Origin of the sequence: Pseudaquidulcibacter saccharophilus (genome assembly GCF_019455445.1) — a bacterium.
Lineage (GTDB): Bacteria > Pseudomonadota > Alphaproteobacteria > Caulobacterales > Aquidulcibacteraceae > Pseudaquidulcibacter > Pseudaquidulcibacter saccharophilus.
The window spans coordinates 747,333-773,050 of record NZ_JAHWUS010000001.1; the positions used below are offsets into that span (position 1 = coordinate 747,333).

General features: G+C 40.7%; 24 protein-coding genes and 1 pseudogene. 13 read left to right on the forward strand and 12 right to left on the reverse strand.

Translation table 11 applies throughout. The annotated features are described in order from the left end of the window. Positions 1-111: 111 nt before the first annotated feature. The 3 genes from KXV15_RS03490 to KXV15_RS03500 form a co-directional block, all read right to left on the reverse strand. Positions 112-1,278 carry a hypothetical protein gene (locus KXV15_RS03490; protein WP_240006767.1) on the reverse strand — a complete coding sequence of 389 codons (1,167 nt, stop codon included), beginning with the start codon at positions 1,276-1,278 and terminating at the stop codon, positions 112-114. Positions 1,279-1,501: 223 nt separating this feature from the next. After that, a complete protein-coding gene (gene metK, locus KXV15_RS03495) occupies positions 1,502-2,698 on the reverse strand; it encodes a methionine adenosyltransferase (protein WP_240006768.1) in 1,197 nt (398 codons plus the stop codon). A gap of 71 nt (positions 2,699-2,769) precedes the next feature. Then, positions 2,770-4,260 (reverse strand): ATP-dependent DNA helicase, encoded by a 1,491-nt coding sequence (locus KXV15_RS03500; protein WP_240006769.1) that lies wholly within the window; start codon positions 4,258-4,260, stop codon positions 2,770-2,772. Positions 4,261-4,435: 175 nt separating this feature from the next. Between KXV15_RS03500 and cysK the strand changes: the two genes are divergently transcribed. The 9 genes from cysK to KXV15_RS03545 all read left to right on the forward strand — a co-directional run bounded on the left by cysK (position 4,436) and on the right by KXV15_RS03545 (position 12,521). After that, entirely contained in the window at positions 4,436-5,404 is a 969-nt protein-coding gene (gene cysK, locus KXV15_RS03505) for a cysteine synthase A (RefSeq protein WP_240006770.1), read from the forward strand. A 105-nt stretch (positions 5,405-5,509) separates the two neighbouring features. Then, positions 5,510-5,863: an energy transducer TonB gene (locus KXV15_RS03510; RefSeq protein WP_240006771.1), complete on the forward strand. Its 354-nt coding sequence runs from the start codon at positions 5,510-5,512 to the stop codon at positions 5,861-5,863. Between the two features lie 218 nt (positions 5,864-6,081). Beyond that, entirely contained in the window at positions 6,082-7,161 is a 1,080-nt protein-coding gene (locus tag KXV15_RS03515) for an alpha/beta hydrolase (protein ID WP_240006772.1), read from the forward strand. A 78-nt stretch (positions 7,162-7,239) separates the two neighbouring features. Continuing rightward, positions 7,240-8,037 (forward strand): 3-methyl-2-oxobutanoate hydroxymethyltransferase, encoded by a 798-nt coding sequence (gene panB / locus KXV15_RS03520; protein WP_240006773.1) that lies wholly within the window; start codon positions 7,240-7,242, stop codon positions 8,035-8,037. Next, positions 8,037-8,819: a pantoate--beta-alanine ligase gene (gene panC / locus KXV15_RS03525; protein WP_240006774.1), complete on the forward strand. Its 783-nt coding sequence runs from the start codon at positions 8,037-8,039 to the stop codon at positions 8,817-8,819. Before panB ends, panC begins: the two co-directional genes overlap by 1 nt. Then, positions 8,806-10,041, forward strand: coding sequence for a bifunctional phosphopantothenoylcysteine decarboxylase/phosphopantothenate--cysteine ligase CoaBC (gene coaBC / locus KXV15_RS03530; RefSeq protein WP_240006775.1), 1,236 nt, complete (start codon positions 8,806-8,808; stop codon positions 10,039-10,041). Before panC ends, coaBC begins: the two co-directional genes overlap by 14 nt. Beyond that, complete coding sequence (locus KXV15_RS03535) at positions 10,038-10,811, forward strand: type III pantothenate kinase (RefSeq protein WP_240006776.1); 774 nt, start codon at positions 10,038-10,040, stop codon at positions 10,809-10,811. The genes coaBC and KXV15_RS03535 overlap by 4 nt, the downstream gene beginning before the upstream one ends. Before the next feature lie 84 nt (positions 10,812-10,895). Continuing rightward, positions 10,896-11,573 carry a carboxylesterase family protein gene (locus KXV15_RS03540; RefSeq protein ID WP_240006777.1) on the forward strand — a complete coding sequence of 226 codons (678 nt, stop codon included), beginning with the start codon at positions 10,896-10,898 and terminating at the stop codon, positions 11,571-11,573. Between the two features lie 66 nt (positions 11,574-11,639). Then, complete coding sequence (locus KXV15_RS03545) at positions 11,640-12,521, forward strand: EamA family transporter (RefSeq protein WP_240006778.1); 882 nt, start codon at positions 11,640-11,642, stop codon at positions 12,519-12,521. 12 nt (positions 12,522-12,533) lie between these two features. Here KXV15_RS03545 and KXV15_RS03550 read toward each other — a convergent pair whose 3' ends face one another. Then, positions 12,534-13,715 (reverse strand): glycosyltransferase family 2 protein, encoded by a 1,182-nt coding sequence (locus KXV15_RS03550; RefSeq protein WP_240006779.1) that lies wholly within the window; start codon positions 13,713-13,715, stop codon positions 12,534-12,536. A gap of 72 nt (positions 13,716-13,787) precedes the next feature. Then, positions 13,788-14,141 (reverse strand): hypothetical protein, encoded by a 354-nt coding sequence (locus KXV15_RS03555; protein WP_240006780.1) that lies wholly within the window; start codon positions 14,139-14,141, stop codon positions 13,788-13,790. Positions 14,142-14,205: 64 nt separating this feature from the next. Here KXV15_RS03555 and KXV15_RS03560 point away from each other — a divergent pair, with 64 nt between their 5' ends. Then, positions 14,206-15,384 (forward strand): serine hydrolase domain-containing protein, encoded by a 1,179-nt coding sequence (locus tag KXV15_RS03560; RefSeq protein WP_240006781.1) that lies wholly within the window; start codon positions 14,206-14,208, stop codon positions 15,382-15,384. On the opposite strand, the gene KXV15_RS03565 is transcribed toward KXV15_RS03560, so the two are convergent. The 7 genes and pseudogenes from KXV15_RS03565 to KXV15_RS03600 all read right to left on the reverse strand — a co-directional run bounded on the left by KXV15_RS03565 (position 15,381) and on the right by KXV15_RS03600 (position 22,811). Further along, on the reverse strand, positions 15,381-15,833 hold the full coding sequence (locus tag KXV15_RS03565; RefSeq protein ID WP_240006782.1) for a hypothetical protein: 453 nt from the start codon (positions 15,831-15,833) through the stop codon (positions 15,381-15,383). The two genes, KXV15_RS03560 and KXV15_RS03565, sit on opposite strands and share 4 nt — an antisense overlap. Positions 15,834-15,901: 68 nt before the next feature. Beyond that, positions 15,902-16,591, reverse strand: coding sequence for a phosphate regulon transcriptional regulator PhoB (phoB, locus tag KXV15_RS03570; RefSeq protein ID WP_240006783.1), 690 nt, complete (start codon positions 16,589-16,591; stop codon positions 15,902-15,904). Positions 16,592-16,604: 13 nt separating this feature from the next. Beyond that, on the reverse strand, positions 16,605-17,306 hold the full coding sequence (gene phoU, locus KXV15_RS03575) for a phosphate signaling complex protein PhoU (RefSeq protein WP_240006784.1): 702 nt from the start codon (positions 17,304-17,306) through the stop codon (positions 16,605-16,607). A gap of 9 nt (positions 17,307-17,315) precedes the next feature. After that, positions 17,316-18,050, reverse strand: a pseudogene (pstB, locus tag KXV15_RS03580) (phosphate ABC transporter ATP-binding protein PstB); the annotation flags it as partial. Between the two features lie 142 nt (positions 18,051-18,192). Then, positions 18,193-19,974, reverse strand: coding sequence for a phosphate ABC transporter permease PstA (gene pstA / locus KXV15_RS13535; RefSeq protein WP_420830564.1), 1,782 nt, complete (start codon positions 19,972-19,974; stop codon positions 18,193-18,195). After that, on the reverse strand, positions 19,967-21,379 hold the full coding sequence (gene pstC / locus KXV15_RS03595; protein ID WP_240006785.1) for a phosphate ABC transporter permease subunit PstC: 1,413 nt from the start codon (positions 21,377-21,379) through the stop codon (positions 19,967-19,969). The genes pstA and pstC overlap by 8 nt, the downstream gene beginning before the upstream one ends. A gap of 91 nt (positions 21,380-21,470) precedes the next feature. Further along, on the reverse strand, positions 21,471-22,811 hold the full coding sequence (locus tag KXV15_RS03600; protein WP_240006786.1) for a sensor histidine kinase: 1,341 nt from the start codon (positions 22,809-22,811) through the stop codon (positions 21,471-21,473). A gap of 167 nt (positions 22,812-22,978) precedes the next feature. Between KXV15_RS03600 and KXV15_RS03605 the strand changes: the two genes are divergently transcribed. The 3 genes from KXV15_RS03605 (at position 22,979) to KXV15_RS03615 (ending at position 25,637) form a co-directional block, all read left to right on the forward strand. Next, entirely contained in the window at positions 22,979-23,752 is a 774-nt protein-coding gene (locus KXV15_RS03605) for a glycosyltransferase family 2 protein (protein ID WP_240006787.1), read from the forward strand. A gap of 450 nt (positions 23,753-24,202) precedes the next feature. Continuing rightward, positions 24,203-24,814, forward strand: a complete 612-nt coding sequence (locus KXV15_RS03610; protein WP_240006788.1) for a YitT family protein — start codon at positions 24,203-24,205, stop codon at positions 24,812-24,814. A 124-nt stretch (positions 24,815-24,938) separates the two neighbouring features. Then, positions 24,939-25,637 (forward strand): acyl-homoserine-lactone synthase, encoded by a 699-nt coding sequence (locus KXV15_RS03615; protein WP_240006789.1) that lies wholly within the window; start codon positions 24,939-24,941, stop codon positions 25,635-25,637. The last annotated feature ends 81 nt before the right edge of the window (positions 25,638-25,718 follow it).

Consider the following 25,718-nt stretch of genomic DNA (forward strand, 5'->3'; position numbering starts at 1 on the left):
AGCATGAATATAAAAGCCCCCGAATATCGGGGGCTTTTTTAATTTCTGTATAACTAGAATTTGTATAACAAAAAAATTCTTTATTGGCCGTTTTGTAAATATTATCATACATTAGCGTGTAACAAATTGAACGCCCAATAAGTAATCTTTTAAGCATTCTTTTGGTGTTCCTGGTTTTAATTTGTTAATTTTTGTGCCCTTGATTCCTGCCACAACATTATCTCCAAAGCCATCATTTGGGAAAGAGCTTAGGATGCGAACATTACGAATTATACTTTGGTCATCAATATCAAAAACCGCTCTTACATAGCCGAAACTATTGTGCGCCACCATGAATGAGTCGTAGCTAATTCTTCTACCAATGTCATCATCGTATATTTTATCACATTCTTCTTTTCTCACGTTTGAAAAAAAACCATCTTCACTTAACCCAACAGATTTATTTATATTTTTTATAGTGTCATTTGTTTTATTGGATGGTTGGTAGGTTATAGCATATGTTTTTATCATCCCATACCAACCGTCCAAACCAGCAGCACTTGCATCATCAATGCTTTTTGGCTTGCCGTAATATTTTTCAGCAAGTGCAATATCGGTTAGCGCATCTTCCCAGTCTGAATGTTTCTTTCCAGTAATATGTGTTCCAGTGGTAACATGAATGCCACCTCTAATCTCACGAACGAATTTAACTTGACCACGATTTAAATAGGCAAGAACTCTATAATTATCTAGTTTTTCATCTTGCGTTTTTTCTAGTGCATCAATTTGCCTTTGTGCGCCGCGTGCCAGATTATTCCAGTCATATGCTTTTAAATAATGATAATTCAACATCATATTAGATTTAAAGAATAGATAGTCTATTCGTTCTTTATTCTTAATTTTTTCAGTGGCTTTATTCAAAATTTGTACGGATTTTTTATCACTATTAGATTTGTCATCAGCAATAAATTTTATAAGTGCATACAAGAAATTGTATTCGTCTATGTCTGAACCATTTTGTAATTCTGGTTTTAATTTAAATGCATTGTCAACAATTTTTATTGCCGAGTATGCGGTGTTATAGTCTTCAAAGACAGCGTAGTAATAAGCATTCTCGTATGCAATCATCGCAAGTTTGGCATTATCAGGCGGCAATGACTTTGCGTTTTCTAAAGCTACTTTTAGTAATTTCAATGCTTGGTCATTATCACCTTTATCAAGTGCTGCATTGTATGCTGCAATATCGCTAGCCGTATCCGCCTTGGCGATTATAGGCGATAATAAAATTAATGAAGCCAAAGATAGTGATGCAAATTTCCGCATGATGCCCCCAATACAAAAACCATGCACACACATTAGTTAATTTATAAGTTTTGACAACCTTATCTTGGTATAAAACGCATCTTTAAATAACTGTATTGTAATTAAAGCCATATGGTGAAATTTATGCCCTATTGTTAAACAAAATAAAAAGCCCCGCAGCAAGTACGGGGCATTTTGTTATTCAGAAAATGATTCAAATTTATGATAATAAATCTTTTAGGCTGTCCACGAGGTCAATCTTTTCCCAAGAGAAACCGCCATCTGCGTCAGGTTCACGACCAAAGTGACCATAAGCAGCAGTGCGGGCATAAATTGGTTTATTAAGATCAAGATGGGTTCTGATACCTTTTGGTGTAAGGCGCATAACTTCGAATAAACGTTTTTCAAGTGCATCTAGGTCGCAATTTTCTGTGCCTGCACAATCGGCATAAATTGACAAAGGTTCAGCAACGCCAATAGCGTATGAAAGTTGGATTGTACATTTGTCTGCAAGACCTGCGGCAACAACATTTTTCGCCAAATAGCGCGCAGCATAGGCGGCAGAACGGTCAACCTTGGTTGGGTCTTTACCAGAGAATGCACCACCACCATGTGGTGCAGCGCCGCCATAAGTGTCAACGATAATTTTACGACCAGTAAGGCCAGTATCGCCATCAGGACCACCGATTACGAATGCGCCGGTTGGGTTAATGTGCCATACGCAATTTTTGGCAATTGCCAAATCATCACCTAAAACACCTTCGATGATTGGTTTAACAATTTTCGCGATATCTTCAGAAGTAAGTGACGCGTCTAAATGTTGGGTTGAAAGCACGATAGAGGCTGCCTCAACCGGTTTGCCATTTTGGTAGCGAACGGTTACTTGTGATTTTGCATCAGGCCCTAGCCATGTTTCTTTTCCAGAATGACGAAGTTCAGCCAAGGTTTTCAAGATTTTATGCGAATACATCAATGGTGCAGGCATTAATTCTTTGGTTTCATTGGTTGCATAACCAAACATAATACCTTGGTCGCCCGCGCCTTCTTCTTTGTTGCCAGCTTCGTCAACGCCTTGTGCGATATGCGCAGATTGACCATGTAGAAGCACATCAATATCAGCAGTTTTCCAAGAAAAACCGTCTTGATCATAGCCAATATCTTTTATGGCAGAACGCGCAGTTTCGATAATTTCTTCGTTTGAAACCTCTGCTTCGATGCGGGTTTCGCCAGCGATAACAACCTTGTTTGTTGTGGCCAATGTTTCGCATGCCGCGCGTGTAACCCACGGATTCAAGCCTTTTTCAAGGGTCTTGCGATAAAATAAATCAACAATTTCATCTGAAATCCGGTCGCAAACTTTGTCCGGATGTCCTTCTGAAACACTTTCGGAAGTAAATACATAATTTTGACGAGCCACTGGCATCTCCGTAAAAATATTTAAACACTTAAATACATCTTTATATGTTTAAATCAATATTAAAATGTAATTTAAAAGGAGGACATAACAGCGCGCCCAATTTTATATTCACCAAAATCATCTAATTTTGCGGCATCATAGAGGGCAAAAGCATGTTGATTAAATACCAAATCACTTTTTCTGAGGTTCCGAGAAAGGCTCAAGCCCTCTAATGTTCGGCAACGTGAAAGTGCAACATAAGTATGACCATGCGCAAATGCCCCGCGCCCAAAATCAATGTGTACACTATCAAATGTAAGCCCTTGCGCCTTGTGAATAGTCAATGCCCAAGCAGGGCGGATTGGTAATTGAGTGAATACACCAACCACTTTTCGTTTTGGCTCCCCGTTTTCGTCAATATCATATTGATATCTTTCCCAGTCCACACGCTCGACTTCATGGACATATTTGCCAATGCGTACTTTGATGGTGTCTTTCAGAAGTTGATCCACGATTGCTAGTGTGCCATTAACCCAACGTCTGTCGGGATCATTTCTTAAAAGCATAACCTTGGCGCCAACTTTTAATTCCAAATCCCCTTCTGTTGGGAATAGCTTATCATCAAATTGCCCTTCAACATCGCATTGATAAATTTGGGATTTGGTGTTCAGTTCAGCCATTTCTTTGTCGTTAATACGTCGCGCGGCATCATTAGTTGTGGTCAATATTACATCAACCTCATCGGTTGGTGGAAAATCTTCACGTACGCATTGGCGCAATATATCGCCATCTTCGTTCAAAAATATACCTTTACGAATGCGGTTTAGGATTGATAAAAATGTTTCATCGGTTTGCCGGAATGAATGGCAAAGTTCAACCACACTCCAGTCAAGATCGCGCGCACTTGGTGCATCAAAAAAATATGCACCCCCAAACCAATCATCAAGAATTGCGTATTCGTCGTTTTTAATAACTGGCGGTAATTGTGCACTGTCGCCGACACATAGCAGTTTTACCCCACCAAATGGTTTTGCGACGCCGCGGTGCAATCGAAGTGAACGGTCAATTCCATCCATTAAATCAGCGCGCACCATAGAAATTTCATCGATAACTAAAATATCGATACTTCTTAATAAACGCCCTTCACGCACTCTCTTAACATCTTGTGGGCGGATTAAATTGGGTGGGAATTTAAAAAGGGAATGTGCAGTTTGCCCACCTGCGTTCAATGCGGCAATACCAGTTGGCGCAATTACTAATGATTTTAAATCTGATAGCTCTAAAAAATCACGTAAAAAAGTGGTTTTACCGGTTCCTGCACGGCCAGTAAGAAAAATAGCATTAGATGTTTTTTCGATAAAGCTGCGCACATCATGATAAATATTTCTTGTGTCGCCTTCGACCTTTTGGGCCAGAGATTTGTTGCCGCCAGAAAGTAATGAATTCCAGACGATTTCGGCATTCTCGCCATCGGATTGCGCTAAAACTTTCCCGCCTTTGATTAAGACGGCACTAAAACCGTTTTTGGTTTCAACAAGACGGGCAATACCGCCCATCATTTCTTTTTGGCGCAGTGTTTTCATAATGTTCTTTTTGTGGTGTTTGGTTTAACAGTCAAGGAATGCGCGCATAATTGGCTAAAAAATAGCTAGAATAAAATTCTGTCTCGTGCGCTGCAAACATGTAAAATATTCCAATATTAGCGCTTCATAAAATAAAGCAAAGAATTATATTCTAGGAAAATTGCAGGAGTTTATTATGACCAGCCAAATCGAAAAACGTAGCAACGGGAAAATTTTCGACAATATTACGCAAACCATCGGTGCGACACCATTGGTACGTTTGAATAAAATCGCCAAGAAATATGGACTAAAAGCAAATATTCTTGCCAAGCTAGAATTTTTTAACCCGATTGCATCTGTAAAAGATCGTATTGGCGTTGCCATGATTGAAGAGTTGGAGGACCGTGGTCTTATAAATCAAGATACAATTCTGGTTGAACCAACATCGGGAAACACAGGCATTGCGCTGGCGTTCGTTTCTGCGCAACGCGGCTATAAATTGAAACTTGTAATGCCTGAAACCATGTCTTTGGAGCGTCGCAAAATGTTGGCATTTTTAGGCGCTGAACTGGTTTTAACCCCTGGTTCAGCGGGTATGAAAGGTGCAGTTGCCGAGGCCGAAAGAATTGTAAAAGAAACCCCTAATTCAATTATTCCTGGCCAATTTGTAAACCCTGCAAACCCTGCGGTGCATAAAATAACCACTGCATTGGAAATTTTGGATGATACAAATGGCGATGTTGCGGCATTTGTTGCGGGCGTCGGAACCGGTGGAACAATTACCGGCGTTGGGCAAGTTTTAAAAGAAAAAGTCGCCAATGTTAAAATAGTCGCTGTTGAACCAGAAGCATCACCAGTTTTGTCAGGTGGCAATCCGGGGCCTCACAAAATCCAAGGTATTGGTGCGGGATTTATTCCAGAAGTTCTTGATAAATCAGTGATTGATGAAATTATCACCATTTCCAATGATGAGGCTTTTGATACTTCGCGTGAATTGGCACGTGAAGAGGGCATCCCAGCCGGTATTTCATCAGGTGCAAATCTTCGTGCGGCGATTAAATTGGCACAATCGGGTAATTATGACGGCAAAAATATCGTGGTAATAATTCCAAGCTTCGCGGAGCGCTATATATCTTCAGCACTTTTTGAAGGCATTGGCGAATAATTCTTTACTCAAGATAGTAAGTCTGTTAAAACCCACATCGAAAGGTGTGGGTTTTTCATGGGACGATTTTTTTCATCAATTCTTTTGGTTTTATTTTGTTTATTTGTGGCAAATCCATCATTTGCTGAACCAAACAATTCTATTCAACGTAATGAATCGATCCCGCAAGACTGTTTAAATAAACATATATCTGCAAAATTAATAAAGTCGTTTGATATCGTTAGGGCATATCCGACTAGGGCTTTAAATATGATGAAATCAGGAATTGTTGAAGCCGAACTTACAGTTGACGAATTAGGGAATGTTATTGAAGTAATTATAATTAGGGCAGAACCAAAAGGATATTTTGAAGAGGCAACAATCAAAGAAGCTATGCGCGTTAAATACATCCCCGCAAGTGAAAATTGTAAAAATGTAATTTCTAAAGAGCCTCTCAAAGTTAAATATATGATTTGGTAATTGTTATTTTTTATGTCGAGGCAACATAATATAGCATATGCCAAAATGGTTTTTCTATGTATTTTTCTGTGATTTTTGATTAAAATTTGCTTATGTTACCTACTTGAACGTTTTAATTATTATGTAAACGGGTTGTGATGCATCGGCAATGTCAAAAAATTATATTATTGGCGTTATTTTTAGTCCTTGGAGCGTGTTCTACACGTCCCCCTGGGCTTATGACCCCAATTGAAAGCACTACTCCCGCAATATCCAAATCCGACAAGGTAAATTTAATGGTGGTAACAAACCGCCAGCCATCACATAACCCGGCATTGCTGTATTCCGGTTTTCGGGGTGATCAAAATTATTATAATGATATTGATGTTTCTATCCCGCCAGCAACAAACCGTAAGGCAGGAAGAATACAATGGCCGCAAAACCGTCAACCAAACCCTGAAAAAGAATTTGCGACATTGCGTGTCAACTCGCTTGATGATGCCGCATTTAATAAATGGATTGCGGAAAAATCAACGCAATATGACGGTAATTTTTTGGTTTTCGTGCATGGGTTCAATACGCCATATGATGGCGGTGTTTTTCTTTTGGCGCAAATTGTTCACGATAGCAATATGAAGGACGCACCAATATTATTTTCGTGGCCATCGCGTGGTAAAATTCTTGCCTACGATTATGACCGTGAAAGCGCAACATATTCACGTGCGGCGCTTGCCGATTTGTTGGAAAAACTTATCAAAAATGAGAATGTTCATCACGTAAATATTTTTGCGCACTCGATGGGAAGCTGGCTTACTATGGAGGCATTGCGAACCATAAAATTACAAGATGGCTTAATTTCGCCAAAAATAAATAATATAATTCTTGCCTCGCCGGATATTGATATCATGGTCTTTAAAAACCAATATTATGATTTGGGGACCAATCTGCCCCCAATATCAATATTGGTATCAAAGAATGATGAGGCATTGAAAATGTCACGTGTGATTGGTGGCAATATTGACCGTCTAGGGTTAGTAGATTTTTCAAAAGAACCTTATAAAAGTGCTGTTAACAGCGTAAATATGAGCGTTATAGATGTTACTGCGGTCAAAGGTGGTGGTGCATCAGAACATTTGAAATTCTCCGAAAGCCCAGAAATTGTTAAATTAATCGGTGAAGGTCTTATAAACGGCCAACAGCTTTCTGAAAGTGACGGAAATATTAATGATAAACTTGGTATATTGATTACAGGCGGCGCAAAGGAAATTGTAAAAGGCGTCGGCAAGGTTCAAAAAAAGCGTAAGAGATTTAGCTTTTAGGCGTGAGCTAAAAAACAATCACTTGGCATTTCTTTTGATATGTTATATTGCACTGCAAAACAAATTCAGGGGGAAATTATGAACATTCATGATTTCGCGAAAAAGAAACTTGATGGCACAAAAATTTCATGTGTCACTTGTTATGATTACTCATCGGCATTAATTGTTGCCGAAAGTGATATTGATTGCGTCCTTGTTGGCGACAGTCTTGCCATGACAATATATGGCTATGATTCAACTTTACCAGCCGATATTCCCATGATGTCTGCGCATATTGCGGCGGTGGCGCGTGGATTTAAAGCCAAGAGTTCACAGAAGTTCATTATTGGTGACATGCCTTTTACCACTTATCGCCGTGGTCTTGACAATGCCGTAGACGCGGCGGGTGCATTACTAAAGGCCGGTGCACATGCGGTAAAGTTGGAAGGGGCTGATGGCAACCTTGAGATTGTTAAACACTTTGTCGAAGGTGGCATTCCGGTTATGGGTCATATCGGACTTACACCGCAATTTGTGAATACTATGGGCGGTTTCAAGGTTCAGGGGCGTAATGATGAAAAAGCGCAAAAAATCCTTGAAGATGCCTTGCGTCTTGAAGCTGCGGGTTGTTTCTCACTAGTTATAGAAGGTGTGCCGGCGGCTTTGGGTGAAAAAATCTCAAAAGAGTTAAAAATACCTACAATTGGTATTGGCGCTGGCAAAGGCTGTGATGGACAGGTTTTGGTGTGGCAAGACTTCTTGGGGCTTAATAATGGCCACAAGGCGCGATTTGTTCGCGAATTTGCCCATCAATTTGATGAAACTAAAACCGTTCTAAACAGGGTTCATGAGGCAATTTTGAATGCTGAATATCCGAATAATGCGGAATCCTATTAATGCCTAAAATATTTAAAAATCCCGCTGAAATGATTGCCGCGCGCAATGAATGGCTTGGAAGTGGCTTAACTATCGGCTTTGTGCCAACGATGGGCGCTTTGCATGAGGGGCACGAGGCATTAATTAAACAGGCGCGCAGCGATAATAAAATTGTGGTTTTATCAATTTTTGTAAATCCAACCCAATTTAATCAAAAAGAAGATTTTGAAAAATATCCGAATACTTTGGAAAACGATATAAAAATTGCCGAAAGCCTTGGTGTTGATGCAGTTTTTACTCCGCAATATCATGATATTTATCCCGATAATTACCGTTATGTTCTTGCAGAGAATGAGTTTTCAAAAAAACTATGCGGTAAAGATCGCCCAGGGCATTTTGATGGCGTTTTAACGATTGTTATGAAGCTTTTCAACATTGTAAAACCCTGCAAGGCCTATTTTGGTGAGAAGGATTTCCAACAACTTGAACTTATCAAAGGGATGGTAAGCGCTTTTTTCATGGATTTGGAAATTATCCCCGTCGCGATTGTTCGTGAAAGTGATGGTCTTGCCAAATCATCACGCAATGTTCGCTTGAATGCCGATGGGCGGGCGCTTGCTCCAAAAATCTATCAAATTATTTCAAATTCAAAAAACACGGATTTAGCAAGCGAAGAATTGACCAAGGCCGGCTTTGTGGTCGATTATGTTACAGACATTGGAAATCGCCGCTTTGTTGCGGTAAAAACCAAACTAACGCACGATGGTGGCGAGGTGAGGTTGATTGACAATGTCAAAATCTAAAATTCTTGTTCTAGTCTCGGGTTCAATCGCCGCGTACAAAGCGTGCTATTTGGTTTCTAAGCTTGTGCAGAATGGGTTTGAGGTAAAGGTTGCCGCATCTAATTCGGCGCTTAATTTTGTTGGCAAGACTACATTTGAAGCATTATCAGGGCAAGAAGTTGCCAAGGATACCTTTGAAGAAGGGCGTGCTTTAGATCATATTTATTTAATGCGTAACGCCGATTTGGTGATTTGTGTCCCTGCAACCGGAAACTTTATCAATAAGGTTGCAAATGGGATTGCAGATGATTTTTTAACTACACTTGCACTTGCCCATGATTTCACCAAGCCCTTTTTAATTGCACCTGCGATGAATACACAAATGTATTTGCACCCTGCTACACAATTATCAGTTGGTAAATTGCGTGAATATGGGTTTGGCATTTTGGAAACGGCTTCGGGGGTTTTGGCATGCCAAGAGGTTGGTTCTGGCAAACTTCTTGACCCTGATTTGATTTTTGATGAAATTGTTAAAGCATTGGGGCAAAAACCAACGCCAAAAGCGGTACAAAAAGTAAAGCTGCCTAAGGTTTTGATTACATCGGGTGGATGTGTCGAAAAAATTGATAATGTTCGCGCGATAACCAATACGTCAAGTGGAAAAACGGGCGCACGCCTTGCTGATATATTATCAGAATTTGGTTTTGAAATTCATTTTTTAACCGCCAAAGCGGGGGCACTGCCAAATGCAAAAGTTGCAACCACGGTTTTCACTGATTTCAAAAGCCTTGAGCATGAACTATTTAATGAACTTGCCAAAAATGACTTTGACTTGGTTGTGCATTGTGCCGCCGTTAGTGATTATTCGGTGAAAGAAGTTGTTGCGGGCGGTAAGGTAACAGAAACCAATACAAAAATTCCGTCATCTAATCAGGAAATTGAAATAAAGCTTGTCAAAAACCCAAAACTTATCAATCAAATCAAACAAAAATCGCCCAAAACAAAATTAATCGGTTTCAAGCTTACCAACAATATTTATGATGCCGAGCTTGCGGTTAAAAAACAAATTGCTGAGGCAGATTGTGATATAGTTGTTCATAATGCCTTGGAACAAATTTCTGGCGATAAAGCCGAGCATAGCTTCAATGTTTTTGATAAAAATGCGACCAAAATTACTGAATTAAAGGGCGTTGATGCATTAGGTGCTTTTATAAGTAATTACATAATGGGGGAATTGAAATGATATTGGCACTTGATGTTGGTAATACCCAAATTTATGGCGGTCTTGTCAAAAATGGTAAAGTTATATTTCAGTTTCGCCGCGCTTCAAAAAGTGGGGCATCATCCGATGAAATCGGGATCTTCTTGCGTCTTGTAATGCGTGAAAATGGTTTTGAGCCTGAAAAAATTAAAAAAATTGCGATTTGTTCTGTCGTGCCACAAGATAATCACTCTTTGGCAAGTGCGTGCATGAAGTATTTTAACAAAGCGCCATTTTTTTTGGATGCAACCGTAAAAACCGGATTAAACAATAAATATGATAATCCTGCAGAGGTTGGCGCAGATAGAATTGCCAATGCCATTGCCGCATTGAAACTATATCCGAAAAAAAATCTGGTGGTGATTGATTTGGGAACGGCAACTACATTTTGTGCCATTACCAAAGAACGCGAATATATGGGCGGCGTAATCCTTGCTGGCTTGCGGCTTTCTAATGATGCACTTGGTTCAAAGGCGGCAAAATTATCAAATGTTGAAATTCGTAAATGTGATAATGTTTTGGGTACAAATACTATAAACTCAATGCAATCAGGGTTGTATTACGGACATTTAGGGGCATGCAAAGAAATTATTGCGGGGCTTTCTGCTGAATGTTTTGGTGGACAAAAGCCATTTGTTATTGGCACGGGTGGTTTTTCCTCTATGTTCGAGGGAACTGGAATTTTTGATGTCATCGTGCCCGATTTGGTTATTCAAGGGCTATTAGAAGGCCTCGAATTAAACAATATATAAAGAAACTATTCTTAAGAAAACTACAATTTAAAAGGTTACGGGGAAATGAAATCAATATTACCGCTAATAATGATGGGGGTTTTTATGACTGGTTGTGCATCTATGCCGGAAAAACAAGAAACGGGCCATCAAATTGCATTTGCAAAGCACGGAAGCTCTTACCAATATTTACGCTATATGCCAAAAAACTATGACCCAAATGGCGAAAAGTCACCAGTTTTGGTCTTCCTTCACGGTTCTGGTGAACGCGGTAACGATATAAATTTAGTAAAAGTTCATGGCCCACCAAAATTGGTTGAAAATGGCCATGATTTACCCTTCATTGTTATTTCACCACAGCTTGAAGACGATGAAATGTGGGACAATGACCGCCTTGACGCAACTTTAAAAGCGGCGGTCTCCGGCACAAGTTATGATCCAAGCCGTATTTATATTACTGGCTTATCACGTGGTGGCGCAGGAACATGGAATTGGGCAATTGCGCATCCTGATAAATTTGCCGCAATTGTTCCGGTTGCTGCATGGTCCAATGCTGGTTTTGCATGTAATCTCAAAAACGTACCAATTTGGCTTTTCCACGGTCTAAAAGATGATGTAGTTTCGCCTATTCACTCACAAGATATGGAAAAATGGATTAATGAATGTGGCGGTCATGTAAAGGCAACCTATTATCCCGATGCCAACCATGATTCCTGGACCGCTACTTATGACAATCCCGAAGTTTACGATTGGATGTTACAGCATAAACTTCAGGCAAAATAACCATTTTCATAAAAAATGACGTTTATTGTCTTTTAATATCAATCGGCATGAATTATTGGGGTGTGAATGAACACCCCAAAATCCAATCCTTTTATCGGCATTTTTCTTTTAATTTTGTCCATGATGTTCTTTCAGGGTGGGGCAGGGTTTGCCACATTTTTAATGAAAGAAACTGGTCCATATGGTGCAACAGCTTTGCGGCAAGTATTTTCATTGGTTTCAATGATTTTCATTGCCCGTATGTGGAAGATTGATTTTTCGAAAATTAATCTCAAAAAATTTCTTGCATATGGTATCAGCTTAGGTTTGATGAATCTAACTTTTTATATTGCGATTGAGCGTATCCCGCTTGGTGTTGCCGTCGCCATTGAGTTTTCAGGACCATTGTTCGTAAGCCTTATTTCATCACGTAAGCCGCTTGATTTTGTGTGGGTTTTACTTGCATGTGTTGGGCTATATTTCCTTATGCCAATTAGCCAATTTGGTGCACATCTTGATAAATTTGGGGTCTTGTGTGCGGTATTGGCGGCAATTGGGTGGGCCGGATATATTATTGCTGGGCATCGTTTGGGTAAAGATTATGATGGCCTTACCGCAGTTGCATTGGGGATTTTTGTTTCATCCCTTTTCACGGTTCCGATTGGAATTGTGAATGCAGGCGCGGTTTTGTTTGAGCCAAAAATATTGCTATTTGGTCTTGCGCTTGGGCTTTTGACTAATGCCATACCTTATTCGATTGAAATGATGGCGCTAAAACAATTATCGCGCCAAAGTTTCTCACTTTTGATGTCTTTAGAGCCTGCCTTCGCAGCATTAGCAGGCGCAATAATCCTGTCCCAGAATCTTGGGTTAATACAAATTGTTGCTATTGCATTGATAATCTTTGCAACCATTGGCTCAACCTTGTCTCATAAGGATAAGCCAGTGGTAGAAGAATTACAGAGCTAAATATTGGACCAATTAATGCAAAACGTTTTGTGGTTTTGGCTGCGTTAGAAGGCCAGCGAAGAATGAAGTAAAGATACTTTGTAATCCTAGGCAACCCAATAACATTGATGGAATTGCAAGGCGCATCATTTGGCTTTCGTTTAACTGTCCATAGCCTGATTTACCCCAAATCATTACCGCAGCAATCGCCAAAGCGATGCTAAGGAAAATCATAATGCCGCCGATGATAGAGCCGGTTTCAACCGTAAACCAAGCGCGGAAGTTTTTGATAAAGTCAGTTTCTTTCCAGAAATTCTCACGAACCCCAAACAATCTTGCGAGATATGCAAAACTTAAGATTTGAGCAGCCATAATTACAAAAGCAGATGAGAAAAGAATTGTATGAACGCCAAGGCGCAATGATCCAAATTGCTGATCCCCTGGTAAAAGCCAGCCAAGACCAAGAACACCTAGACCCAAAAGCAATAATGCAGGGAACATATAAAGCCATTTTGGCGCAAACGTAAGAAGGAATTTAAGGTGGCGCCAACCATCACGCCATGAGCGTAGGTGCGGTGGACGAGAGCGCCCATCTTTTTTCAAGGTTGTTGGTGCTTCTGCCATTTTTAAATGGTTCAAGCCCGCTTTAACCACCATCTCAGAGGCAAATTCCATACCAGTTGTGTTTAGGTTTAATTTCAAAATCGATTCGCGATTAAAGGCACGCAAACCGCAATGGAAATCACCGATTGGCAAATTGTAAAAAATCCGCCCTAAAAAGCTAAGGACGGGGTTACCAAGATATTTGTGAAGCGGTGGCATAGCACCCGGTTCAATTCCGCCTAAAAAGCGGTTACCCATACAAAGCTCAACACCGCCACGAAGTTTTTCGATAAATGGCATTAATGACGCAAAGTCGTATGAATCGTCGGCATCGCCCATGGCAACAAACTTGCCCTTTGCCGATTGAATACCGCCAATAAGTGCCGCGCCATAACCACGAACAGCAACAGGGACAACCCGTGCACCATTGCGGGTGGCGATTTCCTGCGAACCATCGGTCGAACCATTGTCGGCAATAATGATTTCTGCGGAAAGGTTATTTTCCTTGATAAATTTTTGGCATTTTTGAATACATATTTCCAATGTTTCTGCCTCATTCAGGCAAGGCATAACTATTGAAAGCTCGATTTCAGGATTTGTTGTTGAGTTCATGATTTAAGACTTTACGACCATATCTAATAAAAGGGTAAAAGCATCAGCTAAAGCCCTTTAGCAATAATTTATCTATTTCAAAACAGCATTTGGCATTTGTCCGTCAAACTTTGACACAGAACAGCCGTAGCCAGGGGTTAAAGCAGCGCGCGCAACCGACATTCCCGATGCGCTGGCGAATACAGTTTCAGACATATAAACCAATTTTACCGATTTATAATGTTTGCCTAATGTTACATTCATTTCAGCAAGGCACTGATTTTCATCACGATTTTGTACATAAAGACAAGAGCACATTTGTTTTGCCATCAGCCCCGCGCCAATTTCTGCATACTTTTTTGCATAATAAAACATCACAGCGCCAACAATTGCGACCACAAGTAATAGGATTCCGATAATAGATGTAAAAGAAGGCAGTTTTTTCACGCCATTTCACCTTTTAGATTCATTCAAGTTAGATTATGTTTATCGCATTAATTTGGATATTAAAATGCGATTATCATTAAAAGTGAATGTTTTTACCAGAGTTTTGGGTTTTAGTGCCCTAGTTTTGGGTGCCGTAGTTACTGCAGGCGTTGTTTATGCGGCCCAAGAACATGCCAAGCCAAACCTTGTGCAATTACCAGCGCAGCCAGAAGGTGTTTCTTTTCCAACGAATGGCTGGCAGGTAGAAGATGGCAAAAGTGCAAAAATTGCGGCAATTGCCAATTCAGCTTTTGATAACAGCAATAAGTCATTGGGTGAAACCCGTGCGCTTTTGGTGATAAAGGGCGGGAAAATAGTCTATGAAAATTATGGCAAAGGCTATGACAAGGATAGCAAGCTAATTTCATGGTCGATGGGTAAATCAATCCTTTCAGCATTGGTAGGCATTGAGATTGCGCAAAATAAAATGAAGCTTGATGATGCAATTAACGACCCACATTATAAAGATGGTGATACGCGACGTAAAATTACCTATAAACAAGCATTAAACATGACGGATGGTCTTGATTGGCGCGAAGAAAACTATTCCGACCCAATTAATAATGATGCCGCCATTATGCTTTTTGGTGCGGGTAAAGAAGATGTTGTTAAATATGTAACCAACCGCAAACAAAAACATGATGCTGGCACTTATTGGAATTATTCATCGGGTACATCCAATATGGTTGCCGCCGGTGCGTCACGTGCACTTGGTCCACGCGATATCAAGGATCCAACCGGTCGCGCCCGCTTTAGAAATTTTATATATACGGAATTATTCCAAAAAATTGGCATGAAAGATACTGCGGCGGAATTTGATGCGGCGGGAAATCTTTATGCATCATCATTCTTCTATGCCACCGCACGCGATTATGCAAAATTTGGCTTATTGTTTCTTCGTGACGGCGTTTGGGATGGAAAACGTATTTTACCGCAAGGTTATGTTGATTTTGTTCGCACCCCCGTAGAGGCACAAAATGCCGCGAATTATGGGGCGCATTGGTGGCTAAACTTTAAAGATCGCAAACCATTACTTAAAAATAGTCCAGAAGACGCCTTTATGGCGCGGGGTCATCAGGGGCAGTTGGTTGTGGTAATTCCATCCAAAGATATGGTTGTGGTTCGTCTCGGTCTTTCACCGGATGAAAACAGTTGGCAAGCAATTGGTGAATATATGGATAAGGTAATTGCTTCTGCGGATTAGAAGCACGAATTACCTTCCCATCTGAAATCTTGCACTATTTTATTAGCATCAACCACAAATCGTTTGGTGCATTTAAGGTGATATGCATAGGTTGGCTCGGTTTCCCAAACCGGAACGCTGCGATAAATTGGAACGGCAACCCGTGAACCGTCTTGGCGGGTTACAACCCTTGAACCAGCATAAACAGTATCATAATTCATCCAAGTGTTGCCGCCGGTAACGCCATGTTTTTCATCAACATATTGCACCATTTTTCGACCGTCTGATAAGTCATAGCTTGATTGCGGAACGCCATAAGCAAGCACCAATTCATCCATTGGTTTGCCAACAAATTTCGCCTTTATATCATTCTCAAATTTTGCTGCCCGTTCTGGATAGGGAACAGTTTGGCAGGCACCAAGAAAAGCCAAAGAGCCGATTGCGATAAATATTAAGCCGTTTTTTTTCATTTCATCACCCTTACTGGGATTATAATGATAAATCGCGGCTTAACAATGGCTGAATGGCTTAAATGAAATTAATTATTGGCATCAAGGCTATAACCAGATGCACGAACTGTACGAATTAAATCAGTGCAGCCGGGGATGTTAATTGCCTTACGTAAACGGCCGACATGAACGTCAACGGTGCGTGCTTCAACATAAACGTCAGAGCCCCAAACCGCGTCAAGCAATTGTTCGCGCGAAAATACGCGACCTGGATGCTGAATAAGGTGGTTTAATAGGCGGAATTCGGTTGGCCCAAGGTGGATTTCAGCACCACCACGCTTCACACGGTGGGTTACGCGGTCAATCTCTAGATCATGATATTTTACAATTTCATCAACCAATGCAGGGCGGATACGACGTAATACAGCGCGAATGCGGGCTTTTAATTCAGTTATTGAAAATGGCTTGGTAAGATAATCATCCGCACCAGTATCAAGGCCACGAATTTTATCGGTTTCATCGGCACGTGCAGTAAGGATGATAATTGGGATGTTTTTGGTTTCGGTGCGCGCTCTAAGTCGGCGGCATACTTCAATCCCTGCGATTTTTGGCAACATCCAATCAAGAATGATTAAATCGGGCGTTTTTTCACTAATTTGTAAAAGTGCCTCTTCACCATCATTTGCGACAGATATTTTGTAGCCCTCTTTTTCAAGATTATAGGCAAGCAAAGCCTCTAAAGCTTCATCATCTTCGACAATTTGAATTAATGGACGCATTTCAAGCTCCTGTTTATGCCTTTGAATTATAGGAATCCGTTTCACCTTTTGGACGGACGCCGCTTATGTCTTCACCTGTTTCTAGGAAATGGATAACTTCTGCCATATTGGTGCAGTGGTCGCCGATACGTTCGATATTCTTGGCAACGAATAGTAAATGGGTTGCCGGACCGATTTTGCGCGGGTCTTCCATCATATAAGTTAATAGTTCGCGGAAAAGTGACGCGTAATGATCGTCCAATTCCTCATCTTGGAACCAGACAGAGATTGCCCCGCCAACCTGATGCGAATTATAGGCATCCAATACTTGCTTAAGCTGATTACATGCCAATTTGCCCATACGCTCAACCGAACGGGTAAGGGCGATTGGTTCATGGTCAATAATTGTAATTGCGCGACGTGAAATGCTGCGGGCAAGGTCGCCTATGCGTTCAATATCTGCCGCCAATTTCAAGGCTGCAATTGTTTGGCGTAAATCTTTTGCCATTGGGTGACGAAGCGCCAAAAGGCGCATGATACGCTTTTCAATGTCACGCTGTGCATCGTCAATTTCAACGTCATTGGCGATAACTTCTTGGGCAACACGAATGTCACGCCCTGACATTGCGCGGATTGAATCAATAACCGCTTTTTCCGCAAGCCCACCCATTCTTGAAACCGCGGAAACAAGACCTTCTAATTCGTCGGTGAATGCTTTTACTGTGTGATCTGTCATGATGGCCTCTTAACCGAAACGTCCGGTAATATAGTCTTGGGTTCTTGAATCTTTTGGGTTGGTAAACATTTGTTCGGTTGGCCCAACCTCTACTAATTTTCCAAGGTGGAAAAAGGCGGTGCGTTGTGAAACACGTGCTGCCTGTGACATAGAGTGGGTAACGATAATGATTGAATAATTGGCGCGTAATTCGTCAATCAATTCCTCAATTTTTGCGGTGGCAATTGGGTCAAGTGCGGAACACGGTTCATCCATCAGAATGATTTCAGGGTTTACCGCAATTGCGCGGGCAATAACCAAACGCTGCTGCTGACCACCGGAAAGGCCTGTGCCTGGGCTATCAAGGCGGTCTTTAACCTCATCCCATAGACCGGCTTTGCGGAGTGATTTTTCGATTATAACATCAAAGTCAGCTTTTTTGTGGGCAAGACCGTGAATACGCGGGCCATATGCCACGTTTTCATAAATTGATTTTGGGAAGGGATTTGGTTTTTGGAAAACCATGCCAACCGCCGCGCGTAACATTACCGGATCGATTGATTTATCATTGATATTTTCATTATCAATCAGGATTTTACCTTCAACACGGCAGGTATCAATCGTATCATTCATACGGTTGATACAACGTAAGAAAGTTGACTTACCGCAGCCAGATGGGCCGATGAATGCAGTTACCGTCTTTTCGGGGATATCGATATTTACATCAAACAAAGCCTGTTTTGTACCGTAAAATACGTCAATATTTTCTGCCCTAACTTTTATGCTTTCAGGGGCAATTTGGTTTGTTTGACTATTGTGACTGGCATTATTATTTGGTTCTGCGGTCACTGTTATCTCCATATCAGGTTTTTTATTGGTTTGTGGCGGATTAATAATTTTTTCCATATTACCACCTTCTTTCAAATTTACGGCGTAAATAAATTGCGCTTAAGTTCATCATAATCATAAACAATAATAGAACGATGATTGCCGCCGATGTGCGCGCATCCCATGCCCTCTCTGGGCGACCAGCCCACATGAAAACTTCAACAGGAAGCACGGTTGCGGCATCACTAAATCCTTTTGGAAGGTCGGCGATAAATGCCACCATACCAATCATCAATAACGGGGCGGTTTCACCCAAGGCATGCGCCATGGAAAGGATTGAACCTGTCATCATGCCGGGCATTGCCATTGGTAAAACATGGTGGAAAATTGCCTGCACCTTCGATGCACCAACCCCCAATGCTGCTTCCCGAATTGATGGTGGCACGGCCTTTAATGCAGCACGTGAAGCGATAATAATTACTGGCAAGCTCATTAGTGCCAAAACTATACCGCCGACAATTGGTGCCGAACGCGGTAGGCCAAAAAAGTGCAAAAATACCGAGAAACCAAGCAAACCAAAAACAATTGATGGCACTGCCGCAAGGTTGTTTATGTTGACTTCGATGATGTCGGTGATTGCATTTTTCGGTGCAAATTCTTCAAGATAGATCGCCGCCAAAATGCCAACCGGAACCGTGATGCAGAAGGTTACAATAAGCGTAAGGATAGAGCCAACAATTGCCGATAAAAGCCCTGCCATCTCAGGATCGTTAGAATCTGAGCGGGTAAAGATTGTAAAGTTTGGCTGTTGTTTGATTAAGCCCTCTGTTTTTAAAATTGTGCCATATGCAATCATTTTATCATCAATTGGGCGGCCATCTTGTGGGGTTTCAATATATTGTAAACTTAATTTTTGTGGCTTGCTTGTAGTTATATCTTGGCGTGGTGTCACAAGATTTTCAGCCACAATGTAAGAAGGCGCAATTTTTACAATCTTTAACGCACCGCCATCAACATAGGCAATTAATGATGGGAATTTATCATTTAACGCAATCTCGCCATTTTGTCCGCTTTTTGATGTCTCTAATAGTTTTTGTGCGCTATCTACTTCATTTTGAAGTTTGGTACGCATGTCATCAAGCTCAACATAATGTGGGTCTGCCATATTCGGCATGCCCATAGCTTTTATTTCAGCGTTTATAGATTGCAGGCGGCTTTGTTTTGATGCGATATGCGCCTTTGCCTTTGCAGTTTCATTTTGCAGTTTGAGATTAATTTCAGAATTCAAATCTTTGAAACCATTTTTCGAAGATGTGATTTTTACTAAATTATTTTCAAGTGAATATTCAAGTGGAGCTGGAATATCGTTGATTTCTACTTTGCCATAACCGCCCTTTAAAAACATATCGACATCATCATTAAGTGCGAAATTTGCCTTAATGGTTTTGCCAATATACTCAGGATGCTGCGAAATTTGTTTTGCCAATGGGGTTGTGGCAATCGAGGTTACCATCGTCATTAATGAATCAACGCCACCATCTTTTTCGGCATTTGGAAAACGCTTTAAAAGTTGTTCCATAATAATGCCGCCAAAATCCCCCTGCGAGCGGATAATATCTTTATCTTTGCTGCCGGTAGGGTCGATTTTAGACGCCTCTAATGGATAATTGATTACAAGGCGGGATTCTGTAAATGCAGGAATTGCCTGTGAAAAAATTGAAATCAAAAGCGTTGCCGCAGCAACCATTGCTAAGCCCGCCATTGATACACCAAAAAGGCGGAATAGCTTTTCGGAATTATAGCGCTTTTTCAGACGGGATTTCACAATTTCCCTGATATTTGGTTCAACGTTATCAGTCATATTTTTCACGATATTTCTGCACAACTCGTAGTGCGATAATATTCAAAATAAGTGTCACAAAGAAAAGAACGAAACCGAGCGCGAATGCGACATGAGTTTTCGGGCTGTCATATTCTTGGTCACCAGTTAAAAGAGTTACGATTTGCACTGTAACGGTGGTCATCATATCTAGTGGGTTAACAGATAAATTGGCGTTTTGACCTGCTGCCATTGCCACAATCATGGTTTCACCAAGTGCGCGCGATACCGCCAAAAGCACAGAGCCAATAATACCAGGTAATGCCGCCGGCAGAATGACGCGTGAAATTGTTTCTGACTTGGTTGCACCCATCGCATAAGAGCCATCGCGAAGACTTTGCGGAACCGCGTTAATTACGTCATCTGATAGCGATGAAATGAACGGGATAATCATTACCCCCATAACCAAGCCTGCTGCCAATGCCGATTGTGAAGAAGTTTCGAGACCAATTGCTTCCCCAACATTTTTAATTAATGGCGCAACCGTCAAAAGTGCGAAGAAGCCGTAAACAACTGTTGGAATACCTGCCAATAATTCCAGTGCAGGCTTTATATAGGTGCGTGATTTTTCAGTTGCATATTCAGATAAATAGATCGCTGACCCCAAACCTACTGGGACTGCAACACACATTGCGATTAGCATAATCATAAATGTGCCAAGAAAAAGCGGAACCGCCCCAAATGATCCTGATTGCCCAACCTGGTCAGCACGAATTGCAATTTGTGGCGACCATTGTGTACCGAATAAAAATGCAAGCGGATTATAGGATTCAAAGAATTTTAGGGTTTCAAATAATAATGATAAAATAATACCAAATGTCGTTAAAACTGCGATACCAGAGGCAAGTATCATGATTAGTTTAATGACTGATTCCACATGGTTACGGGCGCGGAATGTAACTTTGCGTGTGGTCTTAGAATATAAGAAACCAATTATTGCGGTTATTGCCGCCGCAATAACACTGCTGATGCCGATGTAAAATTCATAGCTAGCAAGTTTTGCCGCCGCAATATCTAACTCTGGGGTATCTTGAGAAGGTTGCCCGCCAAAGGCGATTTTTTGCGCGTTTAACATAAACAACGCTTTGTCATCGGCGCCTAATGAATGATATGATTGCGGTAATTGCGCGGTTAAAATTGCCTCTGCAATTGATGGTTTCGCGACGTTGAAAATCAATAAAATCAATATTGCTGGAACAAACACCAATGAGAAATGAAACCAACCATGATAAGAGGGTAGTGAGTGCATATATCTGTGACGGTTTTCGCCAAGATTAGATGCCATAATATGGGCGTTGCGTGCACCATCAAAAAAGGCAAAGCTGGCAAACCCCAAAAGCATTATTGCCCCGATTAAACCAATTGGAAAATTTGCAAATTGCGTCATAAACATTATCCTTGCCCCTCCAATAGTTGGCAATCTTCGCGCTTAAATGACATTTATATGACAGTTTCGTGACAGTAAGCGCTGTTTATGACTAATTCGGTATAAAAAATGTGAAAGCTGTCTTTACCTGTGGCGTACTTTCAACAAGGAAGCCACCTTTGTGGCGATTTATGATATGTTTCACAATCGCTAACCCAAGGCCAGTGCCTTTTATATGTGCGCTTTCGTCATCGATTCTATAAAATCGTTCGGATAGGCGTGACATATATTTCTTTTCAATTCCCTTGCCAGCATTTTCAATTCGCACATATGAATAAGTTTGTCCGACAATCTTTTGCGGCATACAAAGCGTGGCATATGCTGAGCCAGCAATCGATTTTGTGCCAATTTCTTGAATAGTCTCAAGGTCAATTCCATGGCCTACGCTTATTAAAACTTTTTCGCCATGCAAGCCGTATTTAAGCGCATTTTCTAAAAGGTTGATTATAATTTGCTGTATTTGATCGGCCTGACCAATTATTGGAACCTCATTTTTCGGAAGGTTTAAAACAACCTCGCTTTTATAATTGTCAATGATTGGCGTGGTGGAATTAATCGCAAAGTCGAGCGTTTCATTGAGGTTTACGATATCTTTCGGCGGCAAATGCTCATTAAGTTCGATTTTGGATAATGACAGAATGTCATTTATTAGGCGTGACATACGTTCACCCTGTGTCACCATAATACCAAGAAATCGTTCACGTGCTTTTTCATCATCTTTTGCCGAACCTTGAAGGGTTTCAAGAAAGCCACGAATTGAACTTAGAGGTGTGCGCAATTCATGCCCGGCATTGGCAAGGAAATCGACACGCATTTTCTCTGCCTTGCGAAGGTTGGTTTCATCATTAAGGCTTACTATATAAAAAAAACGTCCATCATGATTAAATGGCGTTATTTCAATGTTTTCGTATATTGTTTCTGGAAAATGGTGTTCAATATTTACTGAAACAAGTTTGTTTTCATCCATCGCCCTTTCAACTGCGCGCAGAATTTCTGGGCTTCTAACCGATGTTTCTACGCGCGCGCCAAGGGTTTCGATGGCAAAGCGCCTTTTTGCCGCCAAATTAGCAAGATTAACGCGGCTATATTGGTCGATGATAAAGATGGGGGTTTTAATTGCATCAAAAGCATGGCTCGCGAAGGTGGGTGATTGTGCAAGGTTGCTTTCGTTAATTACCGCGATATTGCCTTTTTGATCCGCCGTTGGAATGTTTTCTAGTTTTTCAATTTCGCGAATTATATATTTAAAAAATTTCGCAATTATCAAAACCAACAATACTGCGCTTGAGATTGCGATCCACGCTGGCAAATCAAATAATAACAGACTGCTGCCAATAACGGCAGACAATATTACTATGATTGGAATTTCAAGAAAATCGTAAAGTTTCTTCATATTGTAATATATTTAGGCTGTCTTAATTTATGGTCTATAAGGACTATTGACCATTATACACATATAGGGCGGCTATTGCAGTATTTTGATGACAAAATTATTACAATATCTAAGATGAATGTAACAAAAAATATGCAACTAAAGCCAGTTGAAAAAGATTGTTAAATATGAACGCGAAATTATCGATTTTTATTATTGCAAAAAATGAAGGCGATCGCATTGGTAAAACCCTTGCCGCTATAAAAGGTTTGGGTGACGAAATTATAGTAATTGATTCAGGTTCTAGTGATGATACGGTTGCGGTATCTGAAAGCTATGGCGCAAAAGTCATTTTTAATGAATGGTGTGGCTATGGTGAACAAAAAAGATTTGGCGAAGATGTCTGTAAGAATGATTGGCTTTTAAACCTTGATGCTGATGAGGTAATAACTACAGAGCTATATGACGAAATAAAATCGTTATTCGCGAATAATGAACCCGCACCACAAGGTTTTGCATTTCCAATTGTTGAAACATTTCCGTTTGAAACCATTCCGCATAAGTTTGCCTATGCGCTTTCGCCGGTGCGGCTTTATAATAAAAAAATCGGTCGTTATAACCCGTCCCCCGTACATGATCGTGTGGATTTGGTGGATGGTGCGCAAGTTACCCATTTGAAGGGGCGGGTTTGCCATTATTCTGTGCGTTCGCTGGGGGAGCAGATTATTAAACTAAATTCCTATGCTGACGCGCAGGCGCTTGATTTAATAAAACGCGGCAAAAAAATCTCACCAATTCGTATTGTATTTGAATTTCCTATGACTTTTCTTAAGGCATATATTGGGCGGCGTCACTTTTTGCGCGGCGTATATGGTTTTTTAAGCGCGATGAATTTTGCCTATTATCGCCATTTGCGCATTGCGAAATATTTTGAATTGAAATTATCGCAAAAGTCCAAGTAAAAGACTTGATGAAAAATTTTGCATTAAAATTATAAAAAACTATGAATTATTGCATAAGGGTGTTGACAAGACTGCGACAACTTGGCATACACGAGATAGGTAGAGTTGTTCTCTCAAGTTAGGGATATACTTTGCGGCGTTTCGGGGAGGAAGCGCCTTTTTACTTGAGACTTATCTAGGGCTGCGACATTAAAATAGATGCGCAGCCTTTCTTTTGCCTTGATTTTACGAGTTATATACATACCATTCTCAATGAAAACGTTTACATATCTATTGGGTTGAGGTTTGGTATTAGTTGTATATATAACTAATACCGTTGTACGGGGATTATATTTTCAGCGATAGCTATAAAAAGTGGCATGTAATTGCCTGTAATTGCTAATTAGCAGAATTATGATTGAAGGAAAATGCATATTAGGATATTTCATGCCCATTGTTCTTGGAGGGTGCATGCCAGATAGTGACGTAAGAATCAAACATACTTTTTTTCAGGATTGGTTTGGTATTATTTCTGCAACTTCATTAATGGGGCTTGGGGTGATTTTGCTTAAGACCGCACATATTGCCACTGGCGGTGTTGCGGGTACGTCCTTGTTATTGTCTTATGTTACTGGATTGCCAGTTGGCATGTGGTTTACATTGGTAAATTTACCATTCTTCATTTTTGGCTATTTCTTCATGGGGTGGGAATTTACGGTTAAAACCGTAGTTGCCAACCTGTTGGTAATGTTGATGACGATGGGGGCCCCTTATGTAATAACAATTTCATCAATTAACCCAGTGTTTGCGGCGGTATTTGGCGGCATTGCAATAGGTATCGGCATTTTGGGACAAGCAAGACATGGTACCGGTTCAGGTGGGATTGGCATCGTGGCGCTATATCTTCAACGCGAAAAGGGGATAAATGCCGGTCGAACAATTCTTTCAACCGATGTTTTGATTCTTGGATCATCGTTTTTTGTATTCGACATTTATCATGTGGGCCTAAGTATCTTAAGTGCGATATGTATTTCTTCGATGTTGCTTACATTTCATAAGCCTGGGCTTTATACTGGATACTAACTATAAATAATCAATGTGCGCAAAAAGTAACCAAAGGATGTATTTTGTACAGCGTTTAAGAATTATTACTATATAAAACAACTAAAAGGTGTGTTTTCTAGTCTGCCTCAACAGGAGGTAGAAAATGCTAGTGCATATAGTAAATTCAGGAAATAAATCTTATTACGCAGAATTTTTGGAAGAAATGTTTGCGCAAAGAAAAAAATTGTTCGTTGAAACAATGGGATGGAATGATTTACCCATGATTGACGGGATTGAAAAAGACGAAATGGATCTTGTGGAAGATGTGGAATATCTTTTAATTTTCGACAAAAATGGCGATTTAGTGGGGCATTGCCGTTATAACCCTACAACTAGTAATTATCTTTTGGGCACGGCAATGAAAAAATATGTCATGAACCCAATTCAAGAAGGTTACGATTGCTGGGAATTTACGCGTTTTGCCCCATCCTGGGATTTAAATTCGCCGCATAAAAAACTCGCGCTTGCTTATCTTTGTGCTGCAACTATTGAATGGTCATTAATTCGCCGCGTTAATCGTCTTTTGGGAATTGGTGAAGAAAACCTAATTCAACTTGCGGGTGCGTTGCAAATTCCAACCAGACTTTTGGGAACCCCAATTGAATATGATACTGGCCGTTCAGCAATTGCGTTCGAGTTTGCATTGTCGCAACGCACGCTTAATAGTACGAGGCAATTTTTTAAATTGGATGCGCCTGCAACTTTATTGCTACCACCGCAAATTGGTAAAAGTTCAATAAGCCGTGACGATATTGCATTTTATGATGCCGCAATGAACGCAAGAGAGCCAATCGCTGCATAATAAAAATGATGCCAAAAAAAAGGATGCCTAATAGGCATCCTTTTCAATATTAAAACCTTGAACAAACACCGAATGGATGTT

Excerpts from the sequence above, each read along its gene's own strand:
- KXV15_RS03610 (WP_240006788.1), top strand. The coding sequence starts at position 24,203 with ATGCCAGATAGTGACGTAAGAATCAAACATACTTTTTTTCAGGATTGG.
- KXV15_RS03560 (WP_240006781.1), top strand. The coding sequence starts at position 14,206 with ATGCGATTATCATTAAAAGTGAATGTTTTTACCAGAGTTTTGGGTTTT.
- pstA (WP_420830564.1), bottom strand. The coding sequence starts at position 19,974 with ATGACTGATAACGTTGAACCAAATATCAGGGAAATTGTGAAATCCCGT.
- coaBC (WP_240006775.1), top strand. The coding sequence starts at position 8,806 with ATGTCAAAATCTAAAATTCTTGTTCTAGTCTCGGGTTCAATCGCCGCG.
- KXV15_RS03550 (WP_240006779.1), bottom strand. The coding sequence starts at position 13,715 with ATGAACTCAACAACAAATCCTGAAATCGAGCTTTCAATAGTTATGCCT.
- KXV15_RS03540 (WP_240006777.1), top strand. The coding sequence starts at position 10,896 with ATGACTGGTTGTGCATCTATGCCGGAAAAACAAGAAACGGGCCATCAA.
- phoB (WP_240006783.1), bottom strand. The coding sequence starts at position 16,591 with ATGCGTCCATTAATTCAAATTGTCGAAGATGATGAAGCTTTAGAGGCT.
- KXV15_RS03500 (WP_240006769.1), bottom strand. The coding sequence starts at position 4,260 with ATGAAAACACTGCGCCAAAAAGAAATGATGGGCGGTATTGCCCGTCTT.
- KXV15_RS03545 (WP_240006778.1), top strand. The coding sequence starts at position 11,640 with ATGAACACCCCAAAATCCAATCCTTTTATCGGCATTTTTCTTTTAATT.
- cysK (WP_240006770.1), top strand. The coding sequence starts at position 4,436 with ATGACCAGCCAAATCGAAAAACGTAGCAACGGGAAAATTTTCGACAAT.
- panB (WP_240006773.1), top strand. The coding sequence starts at position 7,240 with ATGAACATTCATGATTTCGCGAAAAAGAAACTTGATGGCACAAAAATT.
- pstC (WP_240006785.1), bottom strand. The coding sequence starts at position 21,379 with ATGACGCAATTTGCAAATTTTCCAATTGGTTTAATCGGGGCAATAATG.
- panC (WP_240006774.1), top strand. The coding sequence starts at position 8,037 with ATGCCTAAAATATTTAAAAATCCCGCTGAAATGATTGCCGCGCGCAAT.
- KXV15_RS03605 (WP_240006787.1), top strand. The coding sequence starts at position 22,979 with ATGAACGCGAAATTATCGATTTTTATTATTGCAAAAAATGAAGGCGAT.
- KXV15_RS03600 (WP_240006786.1), bottom strand. The coding sequence starts at position 22,811 with ATGAAGAAACTTTACGATTTTCTTGAAATTCCAATCATAGTAATATTG.
- KXV15_RS03565 (WP_240006782.1), bottom strand. The coding sequence starts at position 15,833 with ATGAAAAAAAACGGCTTAATATTTATCGCAATCGGCTCTTTGGCTTTT.
- KXV15_RS03615 (WP_240006789.1), top strand. The coding sequence starts at position 24,939 with ATGCTAGTGCATATAGTAAATTCAGGAAATAAATCTTATTACGCAGAA.
- KXV15_RS03535 (WP_240006776.1), top strand. The coding sequence starts at position 10,038 with ATGATATTGGCACTTGATGTTGGTAATACCCAAATTTATGGCGGTCTT.
- KXV15_RS03515 (WP_240006772.1), top strand. The coding sequence starts at position 6,082 with ATGACCCCAATTGAAAGCACTACTCCCGCAATATCCAAATCCGACAAG.
- phoU (WP_240006784.1), bottom strand. The coding sequence starts at position 17,306 with ATGACAGATCACACAGTAAAAGCATTCACCGACGAATTAGAAGGTCTT.